Here is a 20,264-nt window from a genome sequence, read left to right as displayed (position 1 = left end):
ACTCCGCCGGACCTCGGCCGTTCACCAACTCCAGGCAAATATCGGCCCACTTCGATGACTCGGCGCATATGGACGCCCTCCGTCTGTCACTCTGTCGGGATCGTAAGTGGCACAACACCAGAACGGGATCAGGAGCCGCAGTGGGGCCCATTCCGATTCCGCGCGAGTCGCTGCACCGTTCGGCACCCGAGGTGCCGTTACGACAGGACGCGCGGTCGACATCACGTACCAGCCTGCCCGGGAACCCGCTCGCGCCGTCGGCCGCGCGCCGGTTCGTACGCGCGACGCTGGCCGACTGGACCAGCCAGGGAAAGCTGGCCACCTGCACCTTCTGCCGGGGCGACGGGGGATGCCCGCCGGGGCGGCACAGCACCGATCTGCTCGCGGACGACGCGGCGGTCATCGTCAGCGAACTGGTCACCAACGCGGTCGTGCACGCCGGGACCACCGTCGAACTGCTCTGCCGCCACGAGGCGGCGGCCGAGGACCCCTCGGGGACGGGGGAGGAGCCGGCCGCCCTGGTTCTGGAGATATCGGATCACCATCCCGCACGCGCCATCCAGAGCGACGCCCGGGGCCAGGCGCCGTCCGGCACTCCGGAGTACGGCCGAGGGCTGCAGCTCGTCGCCTCCCTGGCCGACCGGTGGGGCATCACCTACCGTCCCGGGCTCAAGACCGTCTGGGCCCGCCTGCCCCTCGAAGGAAGGGAGGCGGGGCCCGGCCAGCCCGCCGAACCCGCGCTGCGCAGGGGACTGCGCGCCGCGGAGATCCTCGCGCCCTCGTCGCGGCGCTCCGTACGGGACGATCCCGACTGGGTCGGCCGCGGCGCGCTCTCCTTTCTCGCCGAGGCCTCGGAACTGCTCGCGGGCCAGCTCGACGAGGACCTGATCGCGGCGCTCGCCGGGCAGTTGCTGGTGCCGCGGCTCGCCGACTGGTGCGCGGTGTGGCTGGACGCCGAGAGCGTCCAGGCGGGCACGGCGCCACGGCTCGCCCGCGTCTGGCACGCCGACGAGTCCAGAACCGGCGAACTGCGCGCGGTCCTGGAGAAGGACCCGCCGCGGCTGCCCGATCTGCCGAGGGGCGGCCCGGTGCGGGTGCCGTGGCCGGGCGGCTGGGGTGTGGGAAACGGCGAGGCGTCCGATGCGGATGGTGCGGGCGATACGGGCGATACGGGCGGTGCGGATGCTGCGGGCGGTACGGAGACGTCCGGCGGCGCGGACGCGGAGTCCGGGACGGAGGCCGGGACAGAGGCCGGGACGGAGGCCGGAGCGGGCGGCGGGCCGGGGGAGGGCTCGGCGCTCGCCTGCCGGCTTGTCGCCAACGGGCGCGCGCTCGGCACCCTGATGCTCGGCCGCCCCGGCGGGACCGGCGTGCCCGACGATGTCACCGCCCTGGTCGAGGACTTCGCGCGACGCGTCGCCCTCGCCATCGGCGCGGCCCGCCGCTACACCCGCCAGGTCACCATCAGCCGGGTCCTGCAGCGCGGCCTGCTGCCCAGCCAGGTCGCGCGGATCCCCGGTGTCGCCAGCTCCCTGGTGTACGAACCGAGTGACGAGGGTCTCGCGGGCGGCGACTTCTACGACGTCTTCCCGTGCCCGCCGGGCGACCGCTGGTGCTTCATGCTCGGCGACGTCCAGGGCAGCGGCCCCGAGGCGGCCGTCGTCACCGGACTCGCCCGCCCGTGGCTGCGGCTGCTGGCCCGCGAGGGGTACCGCGTCGGCGCGGTCCTCGACCGGCTCAACCGGCTGCTCCTGGACGACGCCACCGAGGCGGCGGAATCCGCGTCCCTGATGGTCGCGGCGGCAGCCGCGGCCGGTCCCCCGCTCGGCAGACCCGGCGCCGTCCCCGGGGCGACGGAGGGCGGCCAGCCGCGCTTCCTGTCGCTGCTGTACGGAGAGCTGATGCCGCTGCCGGGCGAGGGCGGCGGCGTACGGTGCACGCTCGCGAGCGCCGGCCATCCGCTGCCGCTGCTCCTGCGGCCCGACGGGACGGTACGGCCGGCCGCGGAGCCGCAGCTGCTGCTCGGGGTCGTCGAGAACGTCGCGTACGAGAGCCGTACGTTCCAGCTGGAGCCCGGTGACACGCTGCTCTGTGTCACCGACGGTGTGACGGAGCGGCGCTCGGGGCCGCGGATGTTCGACGACGGCGACGGGCTCGCGCAGGCGCTGGCGCAGTGCGTGGGGCTGTCGGCACAGGGCGTCGCGGACCGGATACGGCGGGCGGTGCACGAATTCGGTGACACACCGCCGGGGGACGATCTGGCGCTGCTGGTGCTCCAGGCGGAATGACCGCTCCGGGCGCGTTGACGCCTCGACTCGGGACGACGCCTCGACTCGGGACGACCCCTCGACTCGCGATGACCCCTCGGGCGGAGCGACCGCTCCCGGCCCTGAGGACGGCCTCGGGCGGAGTGACCGCTCCCGGCGTGACACGGACAACCCGTCCGGTACGGGACACTGGGCGGTATGCCTTCCGCACTGCCCGACGGTGACCCGATGCCCGAGACCGGAGCGCTGCCACCGCACGCGCTGACTGGCTCGGCCGACCGGCCGCTCGGCTTCTATCTGCACGTTCCGTACTGCGCGACCCGCTGCGGCTACTGCGACTTCAACACGTACACGGCGACCGAGCTGCGCGGCTCGGGAGGTGTGCTGGCCTCCCGCGACAACTACGCCGAGACGCTCGCCGACGAGATACGGCTCGCCAGGAAGGTACTGGGCGACGATCCGAGGCAGGTCCGTACGGTGTTCGTCGGCGGCGGTACGCCCACACTGCTCGCGGCCGGGGACCTCGTGCGGATGCTCGGCGCGATACGGGACGAGTTCGGCCTCGCGGACGATGCGGAGATCACCACGGAGGCGAATCCGGAATCGGTGGATCCGGCCTATCTGGCGGCGCTGCGGGAGGGCGGCTTCAACCGGATCTCCTTCGGGATGCAGAGCGCGAAGCAGCACGTGCTGAAGGTCCTGGACCGTACGCACACGCCCGGACGGCCCGAGGAGTGCGTCACGGAGGCCCGCGCGGCCGGGTTCGAGCACGTGAACCTCGATCTGATCTACGGGACGCCGGGGGAGAGCGACGACGACTGGCGTGACTCGCTGGCGGCGGCGGTGGGCGCCGGGCCGGACCATGTCTCGGCGTACGCGCTGATCGTGGAGGAGGGCACGGGACTGGCGCGGCGGATCCGGCGCGGCGAGGTCCCGATGACGGACGACGACGAGCACGCGGACCGGTACCTGATCGCGGACGCGGTGCTGGCGGAGGCGGGCTTCTCCTGGTACGAGGTGTCGAACTGGGCCACCTCGGAGGCGGCCCGCTGTCTGCACAACGAGCTGTACTGGCGCGGCGCGGACTGGTGGGGCGCGGGCCCCGGCGCGCACAGCCATATGGGCGGCGTGCGCTGGTGGAACGTCAAGCACCCGGGCGCGTACGCGGCGGCGCTGGCGGAGGGCCGCTCGCCCGGGGCCGGCCGGGAGATCCTCTCGGCGGAGGACCGCCGGGTGGAACGCGTCCTGCTGGAGCTGCGCCTGTCCGCCGGCTGCGAACTCTCCCTCCTGCGCCCGGACGGCCTGACCGCCTCCCGCCGAGCCCTGGCCGACGGCCTCCTGGAGCCGGGCCCGTACGAGGAGGGCCGCGCCGTCCTGACGCTACGGGGCCGCCTGCTGGCGGACGCGGTGGTCAGAGACCTGGTGGACTGACCGCCCGCGGACCGACCGCTCCCGGACTGATCACTCGCCGGGGTGAATCCGAGACGGTTCGGCGACCCCGTACCCCTGGATCTGCTCGTGTCGAGCCGGCCACCTCGGAGTTCGGGACGCTTCCCCCGGTCAAACGTCACCGCCGGCCGTGACGAAGTCGATCAGTTCTTCCACCCTGCCCAGCAGCGCCGGTTCAAGGTCTCGGAAGGTCCGGACCCGGGACAGTACGTACTGCCATGCCGCTCCCGTGTTCTCCGGCCAGCCCAGCGCGCGGCAGACGCCCGTCTTCCAGTCCTCGCCCCTGGGGACCGAGGGCCATCCCACGATGCCCACCGACGACGGTTTCACCGCCTCCCAGACGTCGATGTAGGGATGGCCCACCACCAGCACGTCGGGGCCGGTCACCGCCGCCGCGATACGGGACTCCTTCGAGCCCGGTACGAGATGGTCGACCAGCACACCCAGCCGCGCGTCCGGTGCCGGGGCGAAGTCGGCCACGACGGCCGGGAGATCGTCGACACCGCCCAGATACTCGACGACCACGCCCTCGATACGCAGATCGTCGCCCCACACCTTCTCCACCAGCTCGGCGTCGTGCCGGCCCTCGACGTAGATACGGCCCGCCCGCGCCACCCGCGCACGGGCCCCGGACACGGCCACCGACCCGGAAGCCGTACGGGCCGGGCGGGCCGGCCCCGCCGCCGCCGGGCGCACCAGCGTGACCACCCGGCCGTCGAGCAGAAAACCGCCCGGAACCAGCGGAAAGACCCGGTGCTTCCCGAACCGGTCCTCCAGCGTCACCGTCGGGCCCTCCGCCGTCTTCTCACAGCGGACCACCGCACCGCAGAAGCCCGTCGACACCTCCTCGACCACCAGATCCGGATCCGGCTCCGCCGGAACCTCGGGCGCGGGCGTGGACTTCTTCCACGGAGGCGTCAGATCGGGGCTGTAGCTACGCATTCGCAAGACGATAGGCCGCACGGGCCGGTACGGCTACGACACCCCGAACCGCGCCGCCAGCGCGTCGCGTTGTGCCCGTACGAACGACGCGTCCACCACCGCGCCATGTCCCGGTACGTACACCGCGTCCTCGCCGCCCAGCGCCAGCAGCCGGTCCAGGGCGGGCGGCCAGCGGGCCGGGATCGCGTCAGGCCCCGCCTGCGGCTCACCGGACTCCTCCACCAGATCGCCGCAGAAGACCACGGAGCGGGCCGCCGGAGCGCCCGCCGAGGCGCCGGCCGGAGCGCCCACCGAGGTCTCCGGCACCAGCATCGCCAGATCGTGCGCCGTATGACCCGGACCGGCGTTCACCAGCACCGCCCGCCGGCCACCGCCCAGCTCCAGGGTGAGCAGCCCCGACACCTCGTGCCGGGGCGGCACCAGCACCTCCACCGCCCGTGCCGTCTCCGCCGCGTCCGCCCCCAGGCGCACGGCCTCCTCGTACAGACCCGACGGCCCCGGGCCGCCCGCCGACAGCAGCCGCGCCGTGCCCACCGCCCCGTACACCTCCGTCCCCGGAAACGCGGCCGTCCCCAGCACATGGTCGAAGTGCGGATGGCTGAGTGCGATGTGCGTCACATGCCGGCCGCCGCCCAGCAGCGCCCGCACCTCCGCCCCGAGTCCGGTGCCCTCACGGACCGTCGAGCCCGTGTCGTACAGCAGCACGGCGTCCGCGCCGACGACCAGTCCGGCCGTCGCGTCCCACCCCGGCAGCCGCCGCCGTCCCACTCCGGCTGCCAGCCGCTCCCAGCCGTGTTCTTCCCAGCAGACGTCCATACCAGGACGCTACGGGACGCTACGGAAACACCGCCGCCGCCGACGGGCCCGATCGGGCGGTATCGTGTTCGGCCGCCCTTGCTCCCGGCGTACCCCACGGCCGTACACTTACGGGGGGAGTGCTGGCACTCCCCGTGAGCGAGTGCCAACACGTGCTTGGAAGAGCGCCGAACAGGCCAAGAAGTGAGTACCGGGCCCGGAACGACGACCAGAGCTGGAGGTGTGCGCCATGCTCAGCGAACGCAGACTCGAGGTGCTGCGCGCCATCGTCCAGGACTATGTCGGCACCGAGGAGCCCGTGGGCTCCAAGGCGCTCACCGAGCGCCACAAGCTCGGTGTCTCACCGGCGACCGTCCGCAACGACATGGCGGTGCTGGAGGACGAGGGCTTCATCGCCCAGCCGCACACCAGCGCGGGACGCATCCCGACCGACAAGGGCTACCGGCTCTTCGTCGACAGGCTGGCCGGTGTGAAGCCGCTCTCCTCACCGGAGCGCCGTGCCATCCAGAACTTCCTGGACGGCGCCGTCGATCTGGACGACGTCGTGGGCCGCACGGTACGGCTGCTGGCGCAGCTCACCCGGCAGGTCGCCGTGGTCCAGTATCCCTCGCTGACCCGCTCGACGGTGCGGCACGTGGAGCTGCTGGCGCTCGCGCCCGCCCGGCTGATGCTCGTCCTGATCACGGACACGGGACGGGTCGAGCAGCGTATGGTCGACGCTCCCGCGCCCTTCGGCGAGACCTCGCTCGCGGATCTGCGCGCCCGGCTCAACAGCCGGATCGTCGGGCGCCGCTTCGCGGATGTCCCGCAGCTCGTGCAGGACCTGCCCGACTCGTTCGAGCAGGAGGACCGCGGTGTGGTGTCCACCGTGCTCGCGACCCTGCTCGAAACCCTGGTCGAGGAGACCGAGGAGCGGCTGATGATCGGCGGTACGGCCAACATCACCCGTTTCGGACACGACTTCCCCCTGACCATCCGGCCGGTGCTGGAGGCGCTGGAGGAGCATGTGGTGCTCCTCAAGCTGCTCGGCGAGGCCAAGGATCCCGGCATGACCGTACGTATCGGGCACGAGAACGCCCATGAGGGACTCAACTCCACGTCCGTCGTCGCGGTCGGCTACGGTTCGGGCGACGAGGCAGTCGCCAAACTCGGCGTGGTCGGACCGACCCGCATGGACTACCCCGGAACGATGGGAGCGGTACGCGCAGTGGCACGTTACGTCGGACAGATCCTGGCGGAGTCGTAAGTGGCCACGGACTATTACGCCGTACTCGGCGTACGCCGCGACGCATCTCAGGACGAGATCAAGAAGGCATTCCGGCGGCTCGCGCGCGAGCTGCATCCGGATGTCAATCCCGATCCCAAGACGCAGGAGCGCTTCAAGGAGATCAACGCGGCGTACGAGGTGCTGTCGGACCCGCAGAAGAAACAGGTCTACGACCTCGGCGGCGACCCGCTCTCGGCCAACGGCGGCGGTGGCCCCGGCGGCTTCGGAGCCGGTGGCTTCGGCAACTTCTCCGACATCATGGACGCGTTCTTCGGTACGGCGTCGCAGCGCGGCCCGCGGTCGCGGACGCGGCGCGGCCAGGACGCGATGATCCGGCTGGAGATCGATCTCAACGAGGCGGCCTTCGGTACGACGAAGGACATCCAGGTCGACACGGCCGTGGTCTGTACGACCTGCTCCGGCGAGGGCGCGGCGCCCGGCACCTCGGCGCAGACCTGTGACATGTGCCGTGGCCGCGGCGAGGTCTCGCAGGTCACCCGGTCCTTCCTGGGCCAGGTCATGACCTCGCGGCCGTGCCCGCAGTGCCAGGGCTTCGGTACGGTCGTGCCGACGCCGTGCCCCGAGTGCGCGGGCGACGGACGTATCCGCTCGCGCCGTACGCTCACGGTCAAGATCCCGGCCGGTGTCGACAACGGCACCCGCATCCAGCTCGCGGGCGAGGGCGAGGTCGGCCCCGGCGGCGGTCCCGCCGGTGATCTGTACGTCGAGATCCACGAGCTGGCGCACGCGGTGTTCCAGCGGCGCGGCGACGATCTGCACTGCACGGTCACCATCCCGATGACGGCGGCGGCGCTGGGCACGAAGTGCCCTCTGGAGACGCTGGACGGGCTGGAGGAGATCGACGTACGGCCGGGCACCCAGTCGGGCCAGTCGATCCCGCTGCACGGCCGTGGCATCACGCATCTGCGCGGTGGCGGCCGTGGCGATCTGATCGTGCACGTCGAGGTGATGACTCCGTCGAAGCTGGACCCGGAGCAGGAGCGGCTGCTGCGCGAACTGGCGAAGCTGCGCGGCGAGGAACGCCCCACGGGCCAGTTCCAGCCCGGGCAGCAGGGTCTGTTCTCGCGGTTGAAGGACGCGTTCAACGGTCGGTAGGCGGTTGTCGGGCCGGGGGTCCGGGGGTGGTCCCCCGGCTGGGCGCCGTCGGTCCGGGCAGCGGGGTCTGTTCCCCCGGTTGAGGGAAGCGTTCAACGGCCGGCGGGCGAACCGTCCGCGTGGCCGAGGTCATGGGCCGGCGTCCAGGGATTTCTCTGGACGTCGGCCTTTTTGCGTGGCTTTTTTCCTGGCACATGCCAGTCACGACACCGATTCGGAGCTGTCACGGAGGGCATGGCACCATGCCTTCATGTCCTCCGCACTGACCGATCTCTGCCGGTATCCGATCGTGCAGGCCCCCATGGCGGGTGGGGCCTCCTGCCCCCAGCTCGCCGCGGCGGTCTCCGAGGCGGGCGGTCTCGGTTTCCTCGCCGCCGGGTACAAGACGGCGGACGGTATGTACGAAGAGGTCAAGCAGCTGCGCGGGCTGACCGGTCAGCCCTTCGGGATCAACCTCTTCATGCCGCAGCAGCAGAGCGCCGACCGCGCGACCGTCGAGGTCTACCGCAACCAGCTCGCCGGAGAGGCGACCTGGTACGAGACACCGCTCGGCGATCCCGACGCCGGACGGGACGACGGCTACGAGGCCAAGCTCGCGATCCTGCTCGACGACCCGGTGCCGGTCGTCTCCTTCACCTTCGGCTGCCCGAGCCGGTCCACGCTGGACGCCCTGGCCGGTGCCGGGACGTACACCGTGGTCACGGTGACCACGCCCGAGGAGGCGCAGACCGCGCAGTGGTCGGGAGCCGACGCCGTCTGTGTCCAGGGCATCGAGGCCGGCGGGCACCAGGGCACGCACCGCGACGATCCGGCCGTGGACGGCGCCGGCATCGGGCTGCTCTCGCTGATCGCCCAGGTCAAGGAGGCCGTGCAGCTTCCGATCATCGCCGCGGGCGGGCTGATGCGCGGCGGTCAGATCGCGGCGGCGCTCGCGGCCGGCGCGGACGCGGCCCAGCTCGGTACGGCGTTCCTCGTGTGCCCGGAGTCCGGTGCGAACGTGCTGCACAAACAGGCCATGACCAGCCCGCTGTTCGTACGGACCGAGCTGACGCGGGCCTTCTCCGGCCGGCCCGCCCGCGGTCTGGTCAACCGCTTCATGCGCGAGCACGGCCCGTACGCCCCGGCCGCCTACCCGGAGGTGCACCATCTCACCTCCGGGCTGCGCAAGGCCGCGGCCAGGGTGGGCGATCCGCAGGGGATGGCGCTCTGGGCGGGACAGGGCCACCGGATGGCCCGTGAGCTGCCCGCGGGCCAGCTCGTCGAGGTGCTGGAGGCCGAACTCGAAGCGACCAGGGCCTCGTTGACGTCCGGCCAGGGCAACGGCCAGGACAGCGGCCCGGGTACCGCCTCGTGACCGCTCCGGTCTTCGTCGTCGAGGACGGCGTGCTGCGCGTGGGCACGGTCACGCTCGACGGCCCCGAAGGGCGGCACGCCGTCTCCGTGCGGAGGCTGCGTGCCGGTGAGGAAATCGTCCTGACGGACGGCGCGGGCAACGGCGCGTACGGGACGGTCGCCGCCGTCGAGGGCAAGGACCGGCTGGAGGTGGCGGTCAGGGAGGTACGGACCGAGCCGGAGCCCTCGCCCGGGATCACCGTCGTCCAGGCACTGCCCAAGGGGGACCGCGGCGAGCTGGCCGTCGAGACGATGACCGAGACCGGTGTCGACACGGTCGTGCCGTGGCAGGCCGCGCGCTGCGTCACCCAGTGGAAGGGCGAGCGCGGTGCCAGAGCGCTGGCCAAATGGCGGGCCACGGCGCGCGAGGCGGGCAAGCAGTCACGCAGGCTGCGCTTTCCCGAGGTCACCGAACCCCTGACCGGCAAGGGGGTCGCCGCGCTGCTCGCGGAGGCGGACCTCGCCGCCGTCCTGCACGAGGAGGGCAGCGAACCGCTGGCCACCGCGCCGCTGCCCGCCGGTGGCCGGATCGTGCTGGTGGTGGGGCCCGAAGGGGGCGTGTCCCCGGAGGAGCTGGCGGCGTTCGCGGCGGCGGGCGCGAAGCCGTACCGGCTGGGCCGTACCGTACTGCGCACCTCGACCGCGGGGACGGCGGCCACGGCGCTGCTGCTCGGCCGCACGGGCCGCTGGTCCTGAGCCGTACGCGGGCTTGAGCGCCACGCGGGCCTGAGGGGGTACGGCCCGGGACCTGTCGCCCGGGCCCGTACGGCGAAGCCCGCCGCTCACCGCCCGCCGCCGCTCTCCACGGCGCCCAACCATCGCGGCCCGTACTCGCCACCCGCTGGACAGCGGCCCACCGCCGCTTCGTAGGCTGACGGTATGTCCGACGAGTCTCCGCTGATCCGGAGCCTGCGCGCCGCCGTCGCCGCGGCTCCCGACGATGTGCCGCTCCGGCTCCATCTCGCCGAACTGCTGCTCGCCGCGGGCCACGCGGAGCGGGCGGTCACCGAGGCGGCCGTGGCGCTTCAGCACGCGCCGGGGGACGCCGACGCGCGGGCGTTGATGCTGCGCGCGATGGGCGCGCCGGCAGCGCCTGCCGCGCCTGCCGTGCCGACCGTGCCCGCGGTTCCCGCCGCGCCCGTGGCCCCGGCGGCCCCCGCGGAGACGGGCGTTCCGCCTCAACCGCCCTCCGGGCCGGGCGGATTCGACTGGACGGCGGCCGAGCGGCAGATCGAGGACGCAATCCCGCCGCGCTTCGTCACCTCCGAGCGGCCCGCGGACCTCCCGGCCACCGAGGCCCCTCTCGCCGCCGACGGCCGCGGTGACGCCGGCTCCGTCCCCGCCTGGGACATCGACGCGCCCGGCTCCGTGACCCTCGCCGACGTCGGCGGGATGCGGGAGGTCAAGGACCGCCTCGAAGCCGCCTTCCTCGCCCCCCTGCGCAATCCCGAACTGCGCAGGCTGTTCGGCAAGAGCCTGCGCGGCGGCCTGCTTCTTTACGGTCCTCCCGGCTGCGGGAAGACCTTTGTCGCGCGGGCCGTCGCGGGCGAACTGGGTGCCGGATTCCTGTCCGTGTCGGTCAACGACGTACTGGACATGTGGATCGGCAACTCCGAGCGCAACATGCACGAGGTGTTCGAGACCGCCCGCCGTCAGGCGCCCTGCGTGGTGTTCCTGGACGAGCTGGACGCGCTGGGCGCCAAGCGGAGCCGTACGCACCACAGCGGGATGCGCAACACCGTGAACCAGCTCCTCACCGAGCTCGACGGCGTGGACGCCGTCAACGAGGGCGTGTTCGTGCTCGCCGCCACCAATGTCCCCTGGGACGTGGACCTCGCGCTGCGCAGGCCGGGACGGCTCGACCGCACCCTGCTCGTCCTGCCGCCCGACGCGCCCGCCCGTGAGGCGATCCTCGGATACCACCTGCGCGACCGGCCCATCGAATCCGTGGACCTGGCCAGGCTGGTCAAGGTCACCGAGGACTTCTCCGGCGCCGATCTCGCCCATCTGTGCGACTCCGCCGCGGAGAGCGCGCTGCTCGACTCGGCCCGAACCGGTACGGTCCGCATGATCAATATGACGGACCTGCTGGCGGCGGCCAAGGACGTGCGGCCGTCCACGGAGCCCTGGTTCGCGGCGGCCCGCAATGTCGCCATGTTCGCCAACGACGGCGGTGTGTACGACGATCTCCTGGCCTATCTGAAGAAGAAGCGGAAGCTGTGAGCACGGGCCGCCCCGGCGCCATGGGCCGTGCCGCCGCCGGCCGTCCGCGGTGAGCGAGGCGCTGAAGCGGGCCGACGCGCTGCATGAGATGGGCCGTCACGAGCAGGCCGCCGCCACCGTGTCCGCCCATCTCGCCGAACACCCGGGCGACGCGCGCGCCTGGGTCCTGCTCGCCCGCTGCACCCACGCGCTCGGCGACCGCGCCGAGGCGCTGCGCGCGGTGGACGAGGCGCTGCGCGCCGATCCGCGCCGGCTCTCCGCCTGGATCGTGCGCGCCGAGCTGCTCACCGGCGCGGGCCGGTACGCCGAGGCGGAGGCGGCGGCCCGTGAGTCGATCCGGCTCGCGCCGTTCTTCTGGGGCGCGTACCAGGCGCTCGCCTGGGTCCTGGACCGCTCCGGCGACCGCTCCCGCCGCCAGGAGGCGTACGCCGTCGCGGGCCGGGCCGCCGAGCTCGCCCCGGAGCACGACGCCGCGCACTTCCTCGTCGGGGTCACCGCCCACCGGCTGCGTGACTTCCGTACCGCCGAACTCGCCTACCGCACCGCGCTGCGCCTCAATCCGCAGAGCAGCGAGGCACACAACAACCTGGCGATGCTGAGCATGGGGCAGCGATGGCGGCGGCGCGGCGCGTGGAGCGCGGCGGCGGAGGGGTTCGCCACGGCCGCCGCCCTCGACACGGCGGACCGGGACGCCCGGTTCAACCTGGAGTCCATGGCCTGGGGCGTGGCGGCGGGCGCCCGCTGGGTCGCGCTGGCCGGGCTCGTGGTCTCCGTCCTCGGCACGGTCGGCCCGCGCACCGGCGACATCGGGACCGGCGCCCTGGCGGCCCAACTGGCCGCCGCCCTCGCGCTCGTGGCCCTCTGGGCGGGATGGGCGCTGTGGACACGGCGGCGGGTGCCCGCGCGGCTGCGCGGGACGATGCTGCTGCTGGCCCGCCGCTGCCCGCCCGTGGTGGCGATGGCCGTGTCCGTCGGACTGCTGGGGCTGCACTCGGCGGCCGTGGTGGCCCTGCCCGCGGCGGGCGCGGGCCTGGTCGGCGGACTGGGCGTGCCCCTGTTCTGGGGGATGCTTCTCACGTACTGGCTCAGCAGGGCGGCTCTCAACAGACGGCGGCCCGTGGACGGATAGCATGCGTCCGTAGCGAACGGATCACCGGCGGCGTCGAGGAGGGCCCGGATCATGGCCGGAGAACCACAGGCCGACTGCCTGTTCTGCAAGATCGTCTCGGGGGAGGTGCCCGCCACCGTCGTCCGGGAGACCGAGACCACCGTCGCCTTCCGTGACATCAATCCGCAGGCCCCGACCCATGTCCTGGTCATCCCCCGGGTGCACTACCCGGACGCGGGCAGCCTCGCCGCGGCCGAGCCGGGTGTCGCCGCCGACGTGCTGCGCGAGGCGGCGGCGGTCGCCGTCGAGGACAAGACCGACGGCAGCGGCTACCGGATCGTCTTCAACACCGGCGCGGGCGCCGGTCAGACCGTCTTCCACGCCCATGCCCATGTGCTGGGCGGTCGCGGCTTCAACTGGCCTCCCGGGTAGGCGCCTTGTCCGTACGAGAACTGGTGGTGCTCGGCACCGCCAGCCAGGTGCCCACCCGCCACCGCAACCACAACGGCTATCTGCTGCGCTGGGACGGCGAGGGCCTGCTCTTCGACCCTGGCGAGGGCACGCAGCGCCAGATGCTGCGCGCCGGGGTGGCCGCGCACGACATCGACCGGATCTGTGTCACGCACTTCCACGGTGATCACTCGCTCGGTCTGGCCGGAGTCGTCCAGCGGATCAATCTCGACCAGGTGCCGCATCCCGTCACCGCGCACTACCCGGCGAGCGGACAGCACTTCTTCGAACGGCTGCGGTACGCGACGGCCTACCGCGAGACCGTCCCGCTGACCGAGGCGCCGGTCACCGGCGACGGAGTGCTGGCGCGGACGCCCGCGTACACCCTGGAGGCGCACCGGCTCTCCCACCCCGTCGAGTCGTACGGTTATCGGCTGATCGAGCCCGACGGGCGGCGGATGCTTCCGGCGCTGCTGGCCGAGCACGGTATCGCGGGCCCCGACGTGGGCCGTCTCCAGCGCGAGGGCTCGCTGAACGGGGTGTCGCTGGACGACGTCAGCGAGACGCGCAGAGGCCAGCGGTTCGCCTTCGTCATGGACACCCGGCTCTGTCCCGGCGTGCGGACGCTGGCCGAGGGGTGCGATCTGCTGGTCATCGAGTCGACGTTCCTCGACGAGGACGAGCGGCTGGCGAGCGAGCACGGCCATCTCACGGCGGGCCAGGCGGGCCGGGCGGCCCACGAGGCGGGCGTACGGCATCTCGTACTGACGCACTTCTCGCAGCGCTACGGCGACCCCGACGAGTTCGAGCGGCAGGCGCGGGCGGCCGGGTTCGACGGTGAACTGACCGTCGCCGCCGACCTGGTGCGGGTGCCGCTGCCGAAGCGCTCCGGCTGAGACCGGCGCGGGCCGAGATCCGGTCAGAGATCCGGTCGATGTCGGTCATATTTCGATCGATTCTTCATGGTGAACCGATCGGAAATTGATCAAGTTTCGACTGAATGCGCTATGGCATCGAGCTGAAGTGAACACAGCCGTCATGGGGATCCCGGGCGTCAGCCCCGGCGCCGAGGATCGGGCAGACTGTCCGGATCCGCACGCGATCGGGAGCCCGCCGTGATCACACCCAATGGAGACCCGCTGGAGCACACCGCGGAACACGCCGCACATGCCGGCGCGCATGTCGATCCCCTCGGCGCGCTGCGTGCCCCGGACGATCCGGACTGCGACGTCTATCTGACGGGCACGGTCTTCCTCGACATCATCTTCACGGGCCTGGACAGCGCGCCCGTACGCGGTACGGAGTCCTGGGCGCGCGGCATGGGATCGAGCCCCGGCGGGATCGCCAACATGGCCACCGCGCTCGCCCGCCTCGGACTGCACACCTCGCTCGCGGCGGCCTTCGGCGACGACCACTACGGCGAGTACTGCTGGGACGCGTTGGAGCAGGGCGAGGGCGTCGACCTGTCCCGCTCCCGCACCGTCCCCGGCTGGCACTCGCCCGTCACGGTCTCCATGGCCTACGAGGGCGAGCGGACGATGGTCTCGCACGGCCACGAGGCCCCGCCGCCCGAGGACGCCCTCCCGGAGTGCCCGCCGCGCGCCCGCGCCGCCGTCGCCGCGCTCACCCCGGGCCGCCGCGACGAATGGATCGCCCGCGCCGTCCGCCGCGGCGCGCGGATCTTCGCCGACGTCGGCTGGGACGAGTCGGGCCGCTGGGATCTCGCGGGGCTGGCCGATCTGGAGCACTGCGAGGCCTTCCTGCCCAACGCCGAGGAGGCCATGCGCTACACCCGCACCGACTGTCCCCGGGCAGCCGCGCGGCTGCTCGCCGAGCGGGTGCCGGTCGCCGTCGTCACGCTGGGCGCCGAGGGCGCGTACGCAGTGGACGGCGCCACCGGCGAGACCGCCGAGGTGCCGGCCATCGCGGTGGAAGCCCTGGACCCGACGGGCGCGGGCGACGTCTTCGTGGCGGGCTATGTCACCGGCACGCTCGCCGACTGGCCGCTGGCGGACCGGCTGGCCTTCGCCGGGCTGACCGCCGCGCTCTCGGTCCAGGAGTTCGGCGGCTCGCTCTCCGCGCCCGGCTGGTCGGAGGTCGCGGCCTGGTGGCAGTACGTACAGGCCTGCTCGGACCAGGATCCGGCGGCGCTGCGACGCTACGCCTTCCTGGAGGAGCTGCTGCCCGCGCCGAGCAGGCCGTGGCCGCTGCGCAGGGCCGTACCGACCATCGGTTTCGGCCGCTCGGGCTGAGCGCGGGCCGGCGCGGACGGCCGCCGCGGACGCCCGTCGTGGGCGTCCGCTTCCCGGCGCGTACCGCGGGCTTGCCCGGCGTGTCCCACAAGGTTCAGGAACGGCACGGGTAAAAGCCCTGGGGCTTGTCAGCGCGGAGCCGTACGCTGGTACCTCAGAGGTTGTCGAGCAGCGAGAACCCTGCAACGGGAGGTATGCGCAGGCCACAGCGCCGGCCCATGACTCAGACACCTACAGCCCGGACCCCCGCGGAGGGGCAGGCACGTACCCACTTCACCGTCCCCGCCAATCACCCCATGGTGACGGTCCTGGGCTCAGGGGATTCCCTGCTCCGTGTGATCGAGAAGGCGTTCCCGGCCGCGGACATCCATGTCCGGGGCAACAAGATCAGTGCGAGCGGCAGCGCGGCGGACGTCGCGCTCGTCCAGCGCCTTTTCGACGAGATGATGCTGGTGCTCCGCACCGGTCAGCCGATGACGGAGGACGCAGTGGAACGTTCCATCGCCATGCTCAGGGCGAGCGAGAACGGCGGTGCGGACGGCCCCGAGACCCCCGCCGAGGTGCTCACCCAGAACATCCTGTCCGGCCGGGGCCGGACCATCCGCCCCAAGACCCTGAACCAGAAGCGGTATGTCGACGCGATCGACCGGCACACGATCGTCTTCGGCATCGGTCCCGCCGGTACGGGCAAGACCTATCTCGCCATGGCCAAGGCGGTCCAGGCCCTCCAGGCCAAGCAGGTCAACCGGATCATCCTGACCAGGCCCGCCGTCGAGGCGGGTGAGCGGCTCGGCTTCCTGCCCGGCACGCTCTACGAGAAGATCGACCCGTATCTGCGCCCGCTCTACGACGCACTGCACGACATGCTCGACCCCGACTCGATCCCGCGGCTGATGGCGGCGGGCACGATCGAGGTCGCGCCGCTGGCGTACATGCGGGGCCGCACGCTCAACGACGCGTTCATCATTCTCGACGAGGCCCAGAACACCAGCCCCGAGCAGATGAAGATGTTCCTCACGAGGCTCGGCTTCGAGTCGAAGATCGTCATCACCGGTGACATCACCCAGGTCGACCTTCCCGGTGGCACGAAGAGCGGTCTGCGCCAGGTCCAGGACATCCTGGAAGGCGTGGAGGACGTGCACTTCTCCCGTCTCACCTCGAAGGATGTCGTACGGCACAAGCTCGTCGGCCGTATCGTCGACGCGTACGAGCAGTACGACAGCCGCAACGACGGCCGAAACGGGAAGTAGAACAAGAGCGCACCATGTCGATCGACGTCAACAACGAGTCAGGCACCGAGGTCGACGAGCAGGCGATCCTCGATGTCGCCCGCTACGCGCTCACCCGGATGCGTATCCACCCGCTCTCCGAGCTGTCGGTGATCGTGGTGGACGAGGCGGCCATGGAGCAGCTCCACCTCCAGTGGATGGATCTGCCGGGTCCGACGGATGTCATGTCCTTCCCGATGGACGAGCTGCGTCCGCCGGTCAAGGACGACGAGGAGCCCCCCCAGGGGCTCCTCGGTGACATCGTCCTCTGTCCGGAGGTGGCGAAGAAGCAGGGCGAGGAAGCCCCGACGCGGCACACCATGGACGAGGAGCTCCAGCTCCTCACCGTCCACGGTGTGCTGCATCTCCTCGGTTACGACCACGAAGTGCCGGACGAGAAGGCCGAGATGTTCGGCCTCCAGGCGGCGATCGTCGACGGCTGGCGATCCGAACAGGGGCTCACGGGTCCGTCCCCCGCGCCGACCGTCTCGTGACCGCGCAACTGATCCTCGGAGCGGTCGCCCTGGTCGTCGTCGCCTGGCTGGCGGCGTCGGCCGAGGCGGGCCTCGCCCGGGTCTCCAGCTTCCGCGCGGCCGAGGCCGTCCGCTCCGGGCGGCGCGGCGCGGCCAAGCTGGAGCAGATCGCCGCCGATCCGACGCGCTATCTGAATGTGGCCCTGCTGGTCCGGGTCGCCTGCGAGATGGCGGCCGGAGTGCTGGTGACGTATGTCTGTCTCAACGAGTTCGAGGAGACCTGGTCGGCACTGGTCGTCGCGATCGGGGTGATGGTCCTCGTCTCGTATGTCGCGGTGGGCGTCTCGCCGCGCACCATCGGCCGTCAGCATCCGCTGAACACGGCGACGGCCTCGGCGTACGTGCTGCTGCCGCTCGCCCGGATCATGGGCCCGATCCCGCAGCTGCTGATCCTCCTCGGCAACGCCCTCACGCCGGGCAAGGGCTTCCGCAAAGGCCCGTTCGCCAGCGAGGCCGAGCTGAGGGCCCTGGTCGACCTCGCCGAGCAGGAGTCCCTCATCGAGGACGACGAGCGCCGGATGGTCCACTCCGTCTTCGAGCTGGGCGACACCCTCGTACGGGAAGTGATGGTCCCGCGCACGGACCTGGTCTGCATCGAGCGCTACAAGACGATCCGGCAGGCGCTGACGCTGGCCCTGCGCTCCGGCTTCTCCCGGATCCCGGTGACCGGTGAGAACGAGGACGACATGGTCGGCATCGTCTATCTCAAGGACCTGGTCAGAAAGACCCATATCAACCGGGACTCCGAGAGCGACCTGGTCTCCACGGCGATGCGCCCCGCCGCCTTCGTCCCGGACACCAAGAACGCCGGTGATCTGCTCCGCGAGATGCAGCAGGAGCGCAGCCATGTCGCGGTCGTCATCGACGAGTACGGCGGCACGGCCGGCATCGTCACGATCGAGGACATCCTGGAGGAGATCGTCGGCGAGATCACCGACGAGTACGACCGTGAACTGCCGCCGGTCGAGGAGATCGGCGACGGCTCCTACCGGGTCACGGCCCGGCTCGACATCGGTGATCTCGGCGAGCTGTTCGGGCTCGACGAGTACGACGACGAGGATGTGGAGACGGTCGGCGGACTGCTGGCGAAGGCGCTGGGCCGGGTCCCGATCGCCGGGGCGAGCGCCGAGGTGGAGCTGCCCGACGGGCGCGGTCTGCGGCTGACGGCGGAGTCCCCGGCCGGCCGCCGCAACAAGATCGTCACGGTCCTGGTCGAGCCGGTGCGCAAGGAGGAGCCCGCCGCGTGACCCCGGGGGACGGATGACACCGGGGGACGCCGCGTGACCCCGGGGGAACTGAGGGCCTGGTGCCTGGGGCTGAACGAGACGTCCGAGGACTCGACCGGGGTCTCCCCGTCGGCGGAGGCTCCGCGTCCGCTGCCTATGCTCGACGCATGACTGAGAGCACCGATCCCGGCGCCGGCCTCGGCCCCGAGGACCGCAAGATCATCACTCTGGCCCGGAGCGCCCGCGCCCGTAACGGTGTACGGGAGGGCGCGGCCGTACGGGACGAGACCGGGCGTACGTATGTCGCCGGCACCGTGGAACTGGCCTCCCTCAAGCTCAGCGCGCTGCGCACCGCGGTCGCGATGGCCGTGGCCAGTGGAGCGAACTCACTGGAGGCGGCGGCCGTGGTCACCGAGACGGAGACGGTGTCCGACGAGGACCGCGCGGCCGTGCGCGATCTGGGCGGCGCGGGGACTCCGGTCCTGGTGGCGCGCCCCGACGGCACGCTGCGGGCGACCGTCGAGGCGGGCTGACCGGCGCGCGGCGGCCCGGCCGGCGGCGGTCCGCCGGCGGCCGCGGCGGACGCCCCGATGGTGACCGTCATGGCCGATCTGGTCGGCGCAGCGTGAACGATCGGGGAGAATGGGCGCCATGAGCGCTCGTACCTCCTCTCCCGAGACAGCCGAAGTCCCCCACCGGGCGGGCTTCGCCTGCTTCGTCGGTCGCCCCAACGCGGGCAAGTCCACCCTCACGAACGCTCTCGTCGGTCAGAAGGTGGCCATCACCTCGAACCGGCCGCAGACCACCCGGCACACCGTCCGTGGCATCGTGCACCGCCCCGAGGCCCAGCTCATCCTGGTCGACACCCCGGGCCTCCACAAGCCGCGCACCCTGCTCGGCGAGCGCCTGAACGATGTCGTACGGACGACCTGGGCCGAGGTCGACGTGATCGGCTTCTGTCTGCCCGCGGACCAGAAGCTCGGTCCCGGCGACCGGTTCATCGCCAAGGAACTGGCGGCCATCAAGAAGACGCCGAAGGTCGCCGTCGTCACCAAGACGGACCTCGTCGACTCCAAGACGCTCGCCGAACAGCTGATCGCGATCGATCAGCTCGGCAAGGAGATCGGTCTGGAATGGGCGGAGATCGTCCCGGTCTCGGCCGTCGGCGACCAGCAGGTCGGTCTGCTGGCGGACCTGCTGGTCCCGCTCCTCCCCGAGAGCCCTCCGCTCTATCCGGAGGGCGATCTCACCGATGAGCCCGAGCAGGTCATGGTGGCCGAGCTCATCCGCGAGGCCGCGCTGGAAGGCGTACGGGACGAACTCCCGCACTCGATCGCGGTGGTGGTCGAGGAGATGCTCCCGCGCGAGGACCGCCCCGCGGACAAGCCGCTCCTGGACATCCACGCGAACGTCTACATCGAGCGCCCCAGCCAGAAGGGGATCATCATCGGCCCCAAGGGCAAGCGCCTCAAAGAGGTCGGCACCAAGTCCCGCAAGCACATCGAGGCCCTGCTCGGCACCCCGGTCTTTCTCGACCTTCACGTCAAGGTCGCCAAGGACTGGCAACGCGACCCGAAACAGCTCCGCAAACTGGGCTTCTGACCACTCCGGGCTTCCGTTCAAGGGATCGTCTCCCGCTCAGGCTCCTTCCTTGAGGACACGGGAGATCAGGGTGCGCTGGGACTCGGAGAGGTGGGGGTCGGCGCAGCGGAACTCGTGGTCGTCCACCGTGATCCGGTAGCTGAAGCCGTCGGGGACCACCGGGGCCCCGGGGTCCCGGGTGGCGTCCGTCATGGCCTGTTCGGCGAGTTCCCGCCAGGTGGGGGCGTCGGACAGGTGTGAGGTGTCGACCTCGGCCCTGCGCTCGATACCCGCGAAACCGCCCGTACGACGTACTTCGATACGCATGGCTCCTGTCTAGTGCCTGCGGGGCGGGCGCGGTAGCCGACGCTCCC

General features: G+C 71.9%; 19 protein-coding genes. 16 read left to right on the top strand and 3 right to left on the bottom strand.

Features of this window, described 5'->3' with window-relative positions:
• Nucleotides 1-140 precede the first annotated feature (140 nt).
• Both BFF77_RS00520 and hemW read left to right on the top strand, forming a co-directional pair.
• The gene (locus BFF77_RS00520) at nt 141-2,288 is read left to right on the top strand and encodes a SpoIIE family protein phosphatase (protein ID WP_425424322.1); all 2,148 of its coding nucleotides are present in this window, start codon (nt 141-143) and stop codon (nt 2,286-2,288) included.
• Nucleotides 2,289-2,465: 177 nt separating this feature from the next.
• On the top strand, nt 2,466-3,698 hold the full coding sequence (gene hemW / locus BFF77_RS00515; protein WP_066942585.1) for a radical SAM family heme chaperone HemW: 1,233 nt from the start codon (nt 2,466-2,468) through the stop codon (nt 3,696-3,698).
• A gap of 129 nt (nt 3,699-3,827) precedes the next feature.
• Here the strand turns inward: hemW and BFF77_RS00510 are convergent, their stop codons facing one another.
• Both BFF77_RS00510 and BFF77_RS00505 read right to left on the bottom strand, forming a co-directional pair.
• Nucleotides 3,828-4,658, bottom strand: a complete 831-nt coding sequence (locus tag BFF77_RS00510) for a DUF3097 domain-containing protein (protein ID WP_066942584.1) — start codon at nt 4,656-4,658, stop codon at nt 3,828-3,830.
• Between the two features lie 33 nt (nt 4,659-4,691).
• Nucleotides 4,692-5,474 (bottom strand): MBL fold metallo-hydrolase, encoded by a 783-nt coding sequence (locus tag BFF77_RS00505; RefSeq protein ID WP_066942583.1) that lies wholly within the window; start codon nt 5,472-5,474, stop codon nt 4,692-4,694.
• Nucleotides 5,475-5,703: 229 nt separating this feature from the next.
• Here BFF77_RS00505 and hrcA point away from each other — a divergent pair, with 229 nt between their 5' ends.
• The 14 genes from hrcA (at nt 5,704) to era (ending at nt 19,911) form a co-directional block, all read left to right on the top strand.
• Entirely contained in the window at nt 5,704-6,720 is a 1,017-nt protein-coding gene (gene hrcA / locus BFF77_RS00500) for a heat-inducible transcriptional repressor HrcA (protein WP_066942582.1), read from the top strand.
• On the top strand, nt 6,721-7,857 hold the full coding sequence (gene dnaJ / locus BFF77_RS00495) for a molecular chaperone DnaJ (RefSeq protein WP_066942580.1): 1,137 nt from the start codon (nt 6,721-6,723) through the stop codon (nt 7,855-7,857).
• Between the two features lie 250 nt (nt 7,858-8,107).
• Nucleotides 8,108-9,211, top strand: coding sequence for a nitronate monooxygenase (locus BFF77_RS00490; RefSeq protein ID WP_066942578.1), 1,104 nt, complete (start codon nt 8,108-8,110; stop codon nt 9,209-9,211).
• Entirely contained in the window at nt 9,208-9,945 is a 738-nt protein-coding gene (locus BFF77_RS00485; RefSeq protein WP_066942576.1) for a 16S rRNA (uracil(1498)-N(3))-methyltransferase, read from the top strand. The genes BFF77_RS00490 and BFF77_RS00485 overlap by 4 nt, the downstream gene beginning before the upstream one ends.
• A gap of 183 nt (nt 9,946-10,128) precedes the next feature.
• Nucleotides 10,129-11,472: an ATP-binding protein gene (locus BFF77_RS00480; protein ID WP_066942574.1), complete on the top strand. Its 1,344-nt coding sequence runs from the start codon at nt 10,129-10,131 to the stop codon at nt 11,470-11,472.
• A 49-nt stretch (nt 11,473-11,521) separates the two neighbouring features.
• Nucleotides 11,522-12,601 (top strand): tetratricopeptide repeat protein, encoded by a 1,080-nt coding sequence (locus BFF77_RS00475; protein ID WP_079124688.1) that lies wholly within the window; start codon nt 11,522-11,524, stop codon nt 12,599-12,601.
• A 51-nt stretch (nt 12,602-12,652) separates the two neighbouring features.
• Complete coding sequence (locus BFF77_RS00470) at nt 12,653-13,012, top strand: histidine triad nucleotide-binding protein (protein ID WP_066942572.1); 360 nt, start codon at nt 12,653-12,655, stop codon at nt 13,010-13,012.
• Between the two features lie 5 nt (nt 13,013-13,017).
• Entirely contained in the window at nt 13,018-13,926 is a 909-nt protein-coding gene (locus tag BFF77_RS00465) for a ribonuclease Z (RefSeq protein ID WP_066942570.1), read from the top strand.
• 243 nt (nt 13,927-14,169) lie between these two features.
• Nucleotides 14,170-15,282, top strand: a complete 1,113-nt coding sequence (locus BFF77_RS00460; protein WP_066942620.1) for a carbohydrate kinase family protein — start codon at nt 14,170-14,172, stop codon at nt 15,280-15,282.
• A 218-nt stretch (nt 15,283-15,500) separates the two neighbouring features.
• Nucleotides 15,501-16,532 carry a PhoH family protein gene (locus BFF77_RS00455; RefSeq protein WP_066942568.1) on the top strand — a complete coding sequence of 344 codons (1,032 nt, stop codon included), beginning with the start codon at nt 15,501-15,503 and terminating at the stop codon, nt 16,530-16,532.
• A 14-nt stretch (nt 16,533-16,546) separates the two neighbouring features.
• Nucleotides 16,547-17,044, top strand: a complete 498-nt coding sequence (gene ybeY / locus BFF77_RS00450) for an rRNA maturation RNase YbeY (protein WP_066942566.1) — start codon at nt 16,547-16,549, stop codon at nt 17,042-17,044.
• Nucleotides 17,041-18,330, top strand: coding sequence for a hemolysin family protein (locus tag BFF77_RS00445; protein WP_066942564.1), 1,290 nt, complete (start codon nt 17,041-17,043; stop codon nt 18,328-18,330). The genes ybeY and BFF77_RS00445 overlap by 4 nt, the downstream gene beginning before the upstream one ends.
• A gap of 146 nt (nt 18,331-18,476) precedes the next feature.
• Entirely contained in the window at nt 18,477-18,842 is a 366-nt protein-coding gene (locus BFF77_RS00440) for a cytidine/deoxycytidylate deaminase family protein (RefSeq protein WP_066942562.1), read from the top strand.
• A 109-nt stretch (nt 18,843-18,951) separates the two neighbouring features.
• On the top strand, nt 18,952-19,911 hold the full coding sequence (era, locus tag BFF77_RS00435; protein ID WP_066942560.1) for a GTPase Era: 960 nt from the start codon (nt 18,952-18,954) through the stop codon (nt 19,909-19,911).
• A 36-nt stretch (nt 19,912-19,947) separates the two neighbouring features.
• Here era and BFF77_RS00430 read toward each other — a convergent pair whose 3' ends face one another.
• Nucleotides 19,948-20,217, bottom strand: a complete 270-nt coding sequence (locus BFF77_RS00430; RefSeq protein WP_066942559.1) for a protealysin inhibitor emfourin — start codon at nt 20,215-20,217, stop codon at nt 19,948-19,950.
• Between the last annotated feature and the right edge of the window lie 47 nt (nt 20,218-20,264).

This window comes from Streptomyces lushanensis, from assembly GCF_001700515.1.
Taxonomy (GTDB): Bacteria; Actinomycetota; Actinomycetes; order Streptomycetales; family Streptomycetaceae; genus Streptomyces; species Streptomyces lushanensis.
The sequence above is the reverse complement of the archived record's forward strand: the minus strand, read 5'-3'. Positions and strand labels throughout refer to the sequence as shown.

Coding starts and splice junctions, on each gene's coding strand:
- hemW (WP_066942585.1), top strand. CDS start 2,466: ATGCCTTCCGCACTGCCCGACGGTGACCCGATGCCCGAGACCGGAGCG.
- BFF77_RS00510 (WP_066942584.1), bottom strand. CDS start 4,658: ATGCGTAGCTACAGCCCCGATCTGACGCCTCCGTGGAAGAAGTCCACG.
- BFF77_RS00505 (WP_066942583.1), bottom strand. CDS start 5,474: ATGGACGTCTGCTGGGAAGAACACGGCTGGGAGCGGCTGGCAGCCGGA.
- hrcA (WP_066942582.1), top strand. CDS start 5,704: ATGCTCAGCGAACGCAGACTCGAGGTGCTGCGCGCCATCGTCCAGGAC.
- BFF77_RS00490 (WP_066942578.1), top strand. CDS start 8,108: ATGTCCTCCGCACTGACCGATCTCTGCCGGTATCCGATCGTGCAGGCC.
- BFF77_RS00480 (WP_066942574.1), top strand. CDS start 10,129: ATGTCCGACGAGTCTCCGCTGATCCGGAGCCTGCGCGCCGCCGTCGCC.
- BFF77_RS00470 (WP_066942572.1), top strand. CDS start 12,653: ATGGCCGGAGAACCACAGGCCGACTGCCTGTTCTGCAAGATCGTCTCG.
- BFF77_RS00455 (WP_066942568.1), top strand. CDS start 15,501: ATGACTCAGACACCTACAGCCCGGACCCCCGCGGAGGGGCAGGCACGT.
- ybeY (WP_066942566.1), top strand. CDS start 16,547: ATGTCGATCGACGTCAACAACGAGTCAGGCACCGAGGTCGACGAGCAG.
- BFF77_RS00440 (WP_066942562.1), top strand. CDS start 18,477: ATGACTGAGAGCACCGATCCCGGCGCCGGCCTCGGCCCCGAGGACCGC.
- era (WP_066942560.1), top strand. CDS start 18,952: ATGGGCGCCATGAGCGCTCGTACCTCCTCTCCCGAGACAGCCGAAGTC.
- BFF77_RS00430 (WP_066942559.1), bottom strand. CDS start 20,217: ATGCGTATCGAAGTACGTCGTACGGGCGGTTTCGCGGGTATCGAGCGC.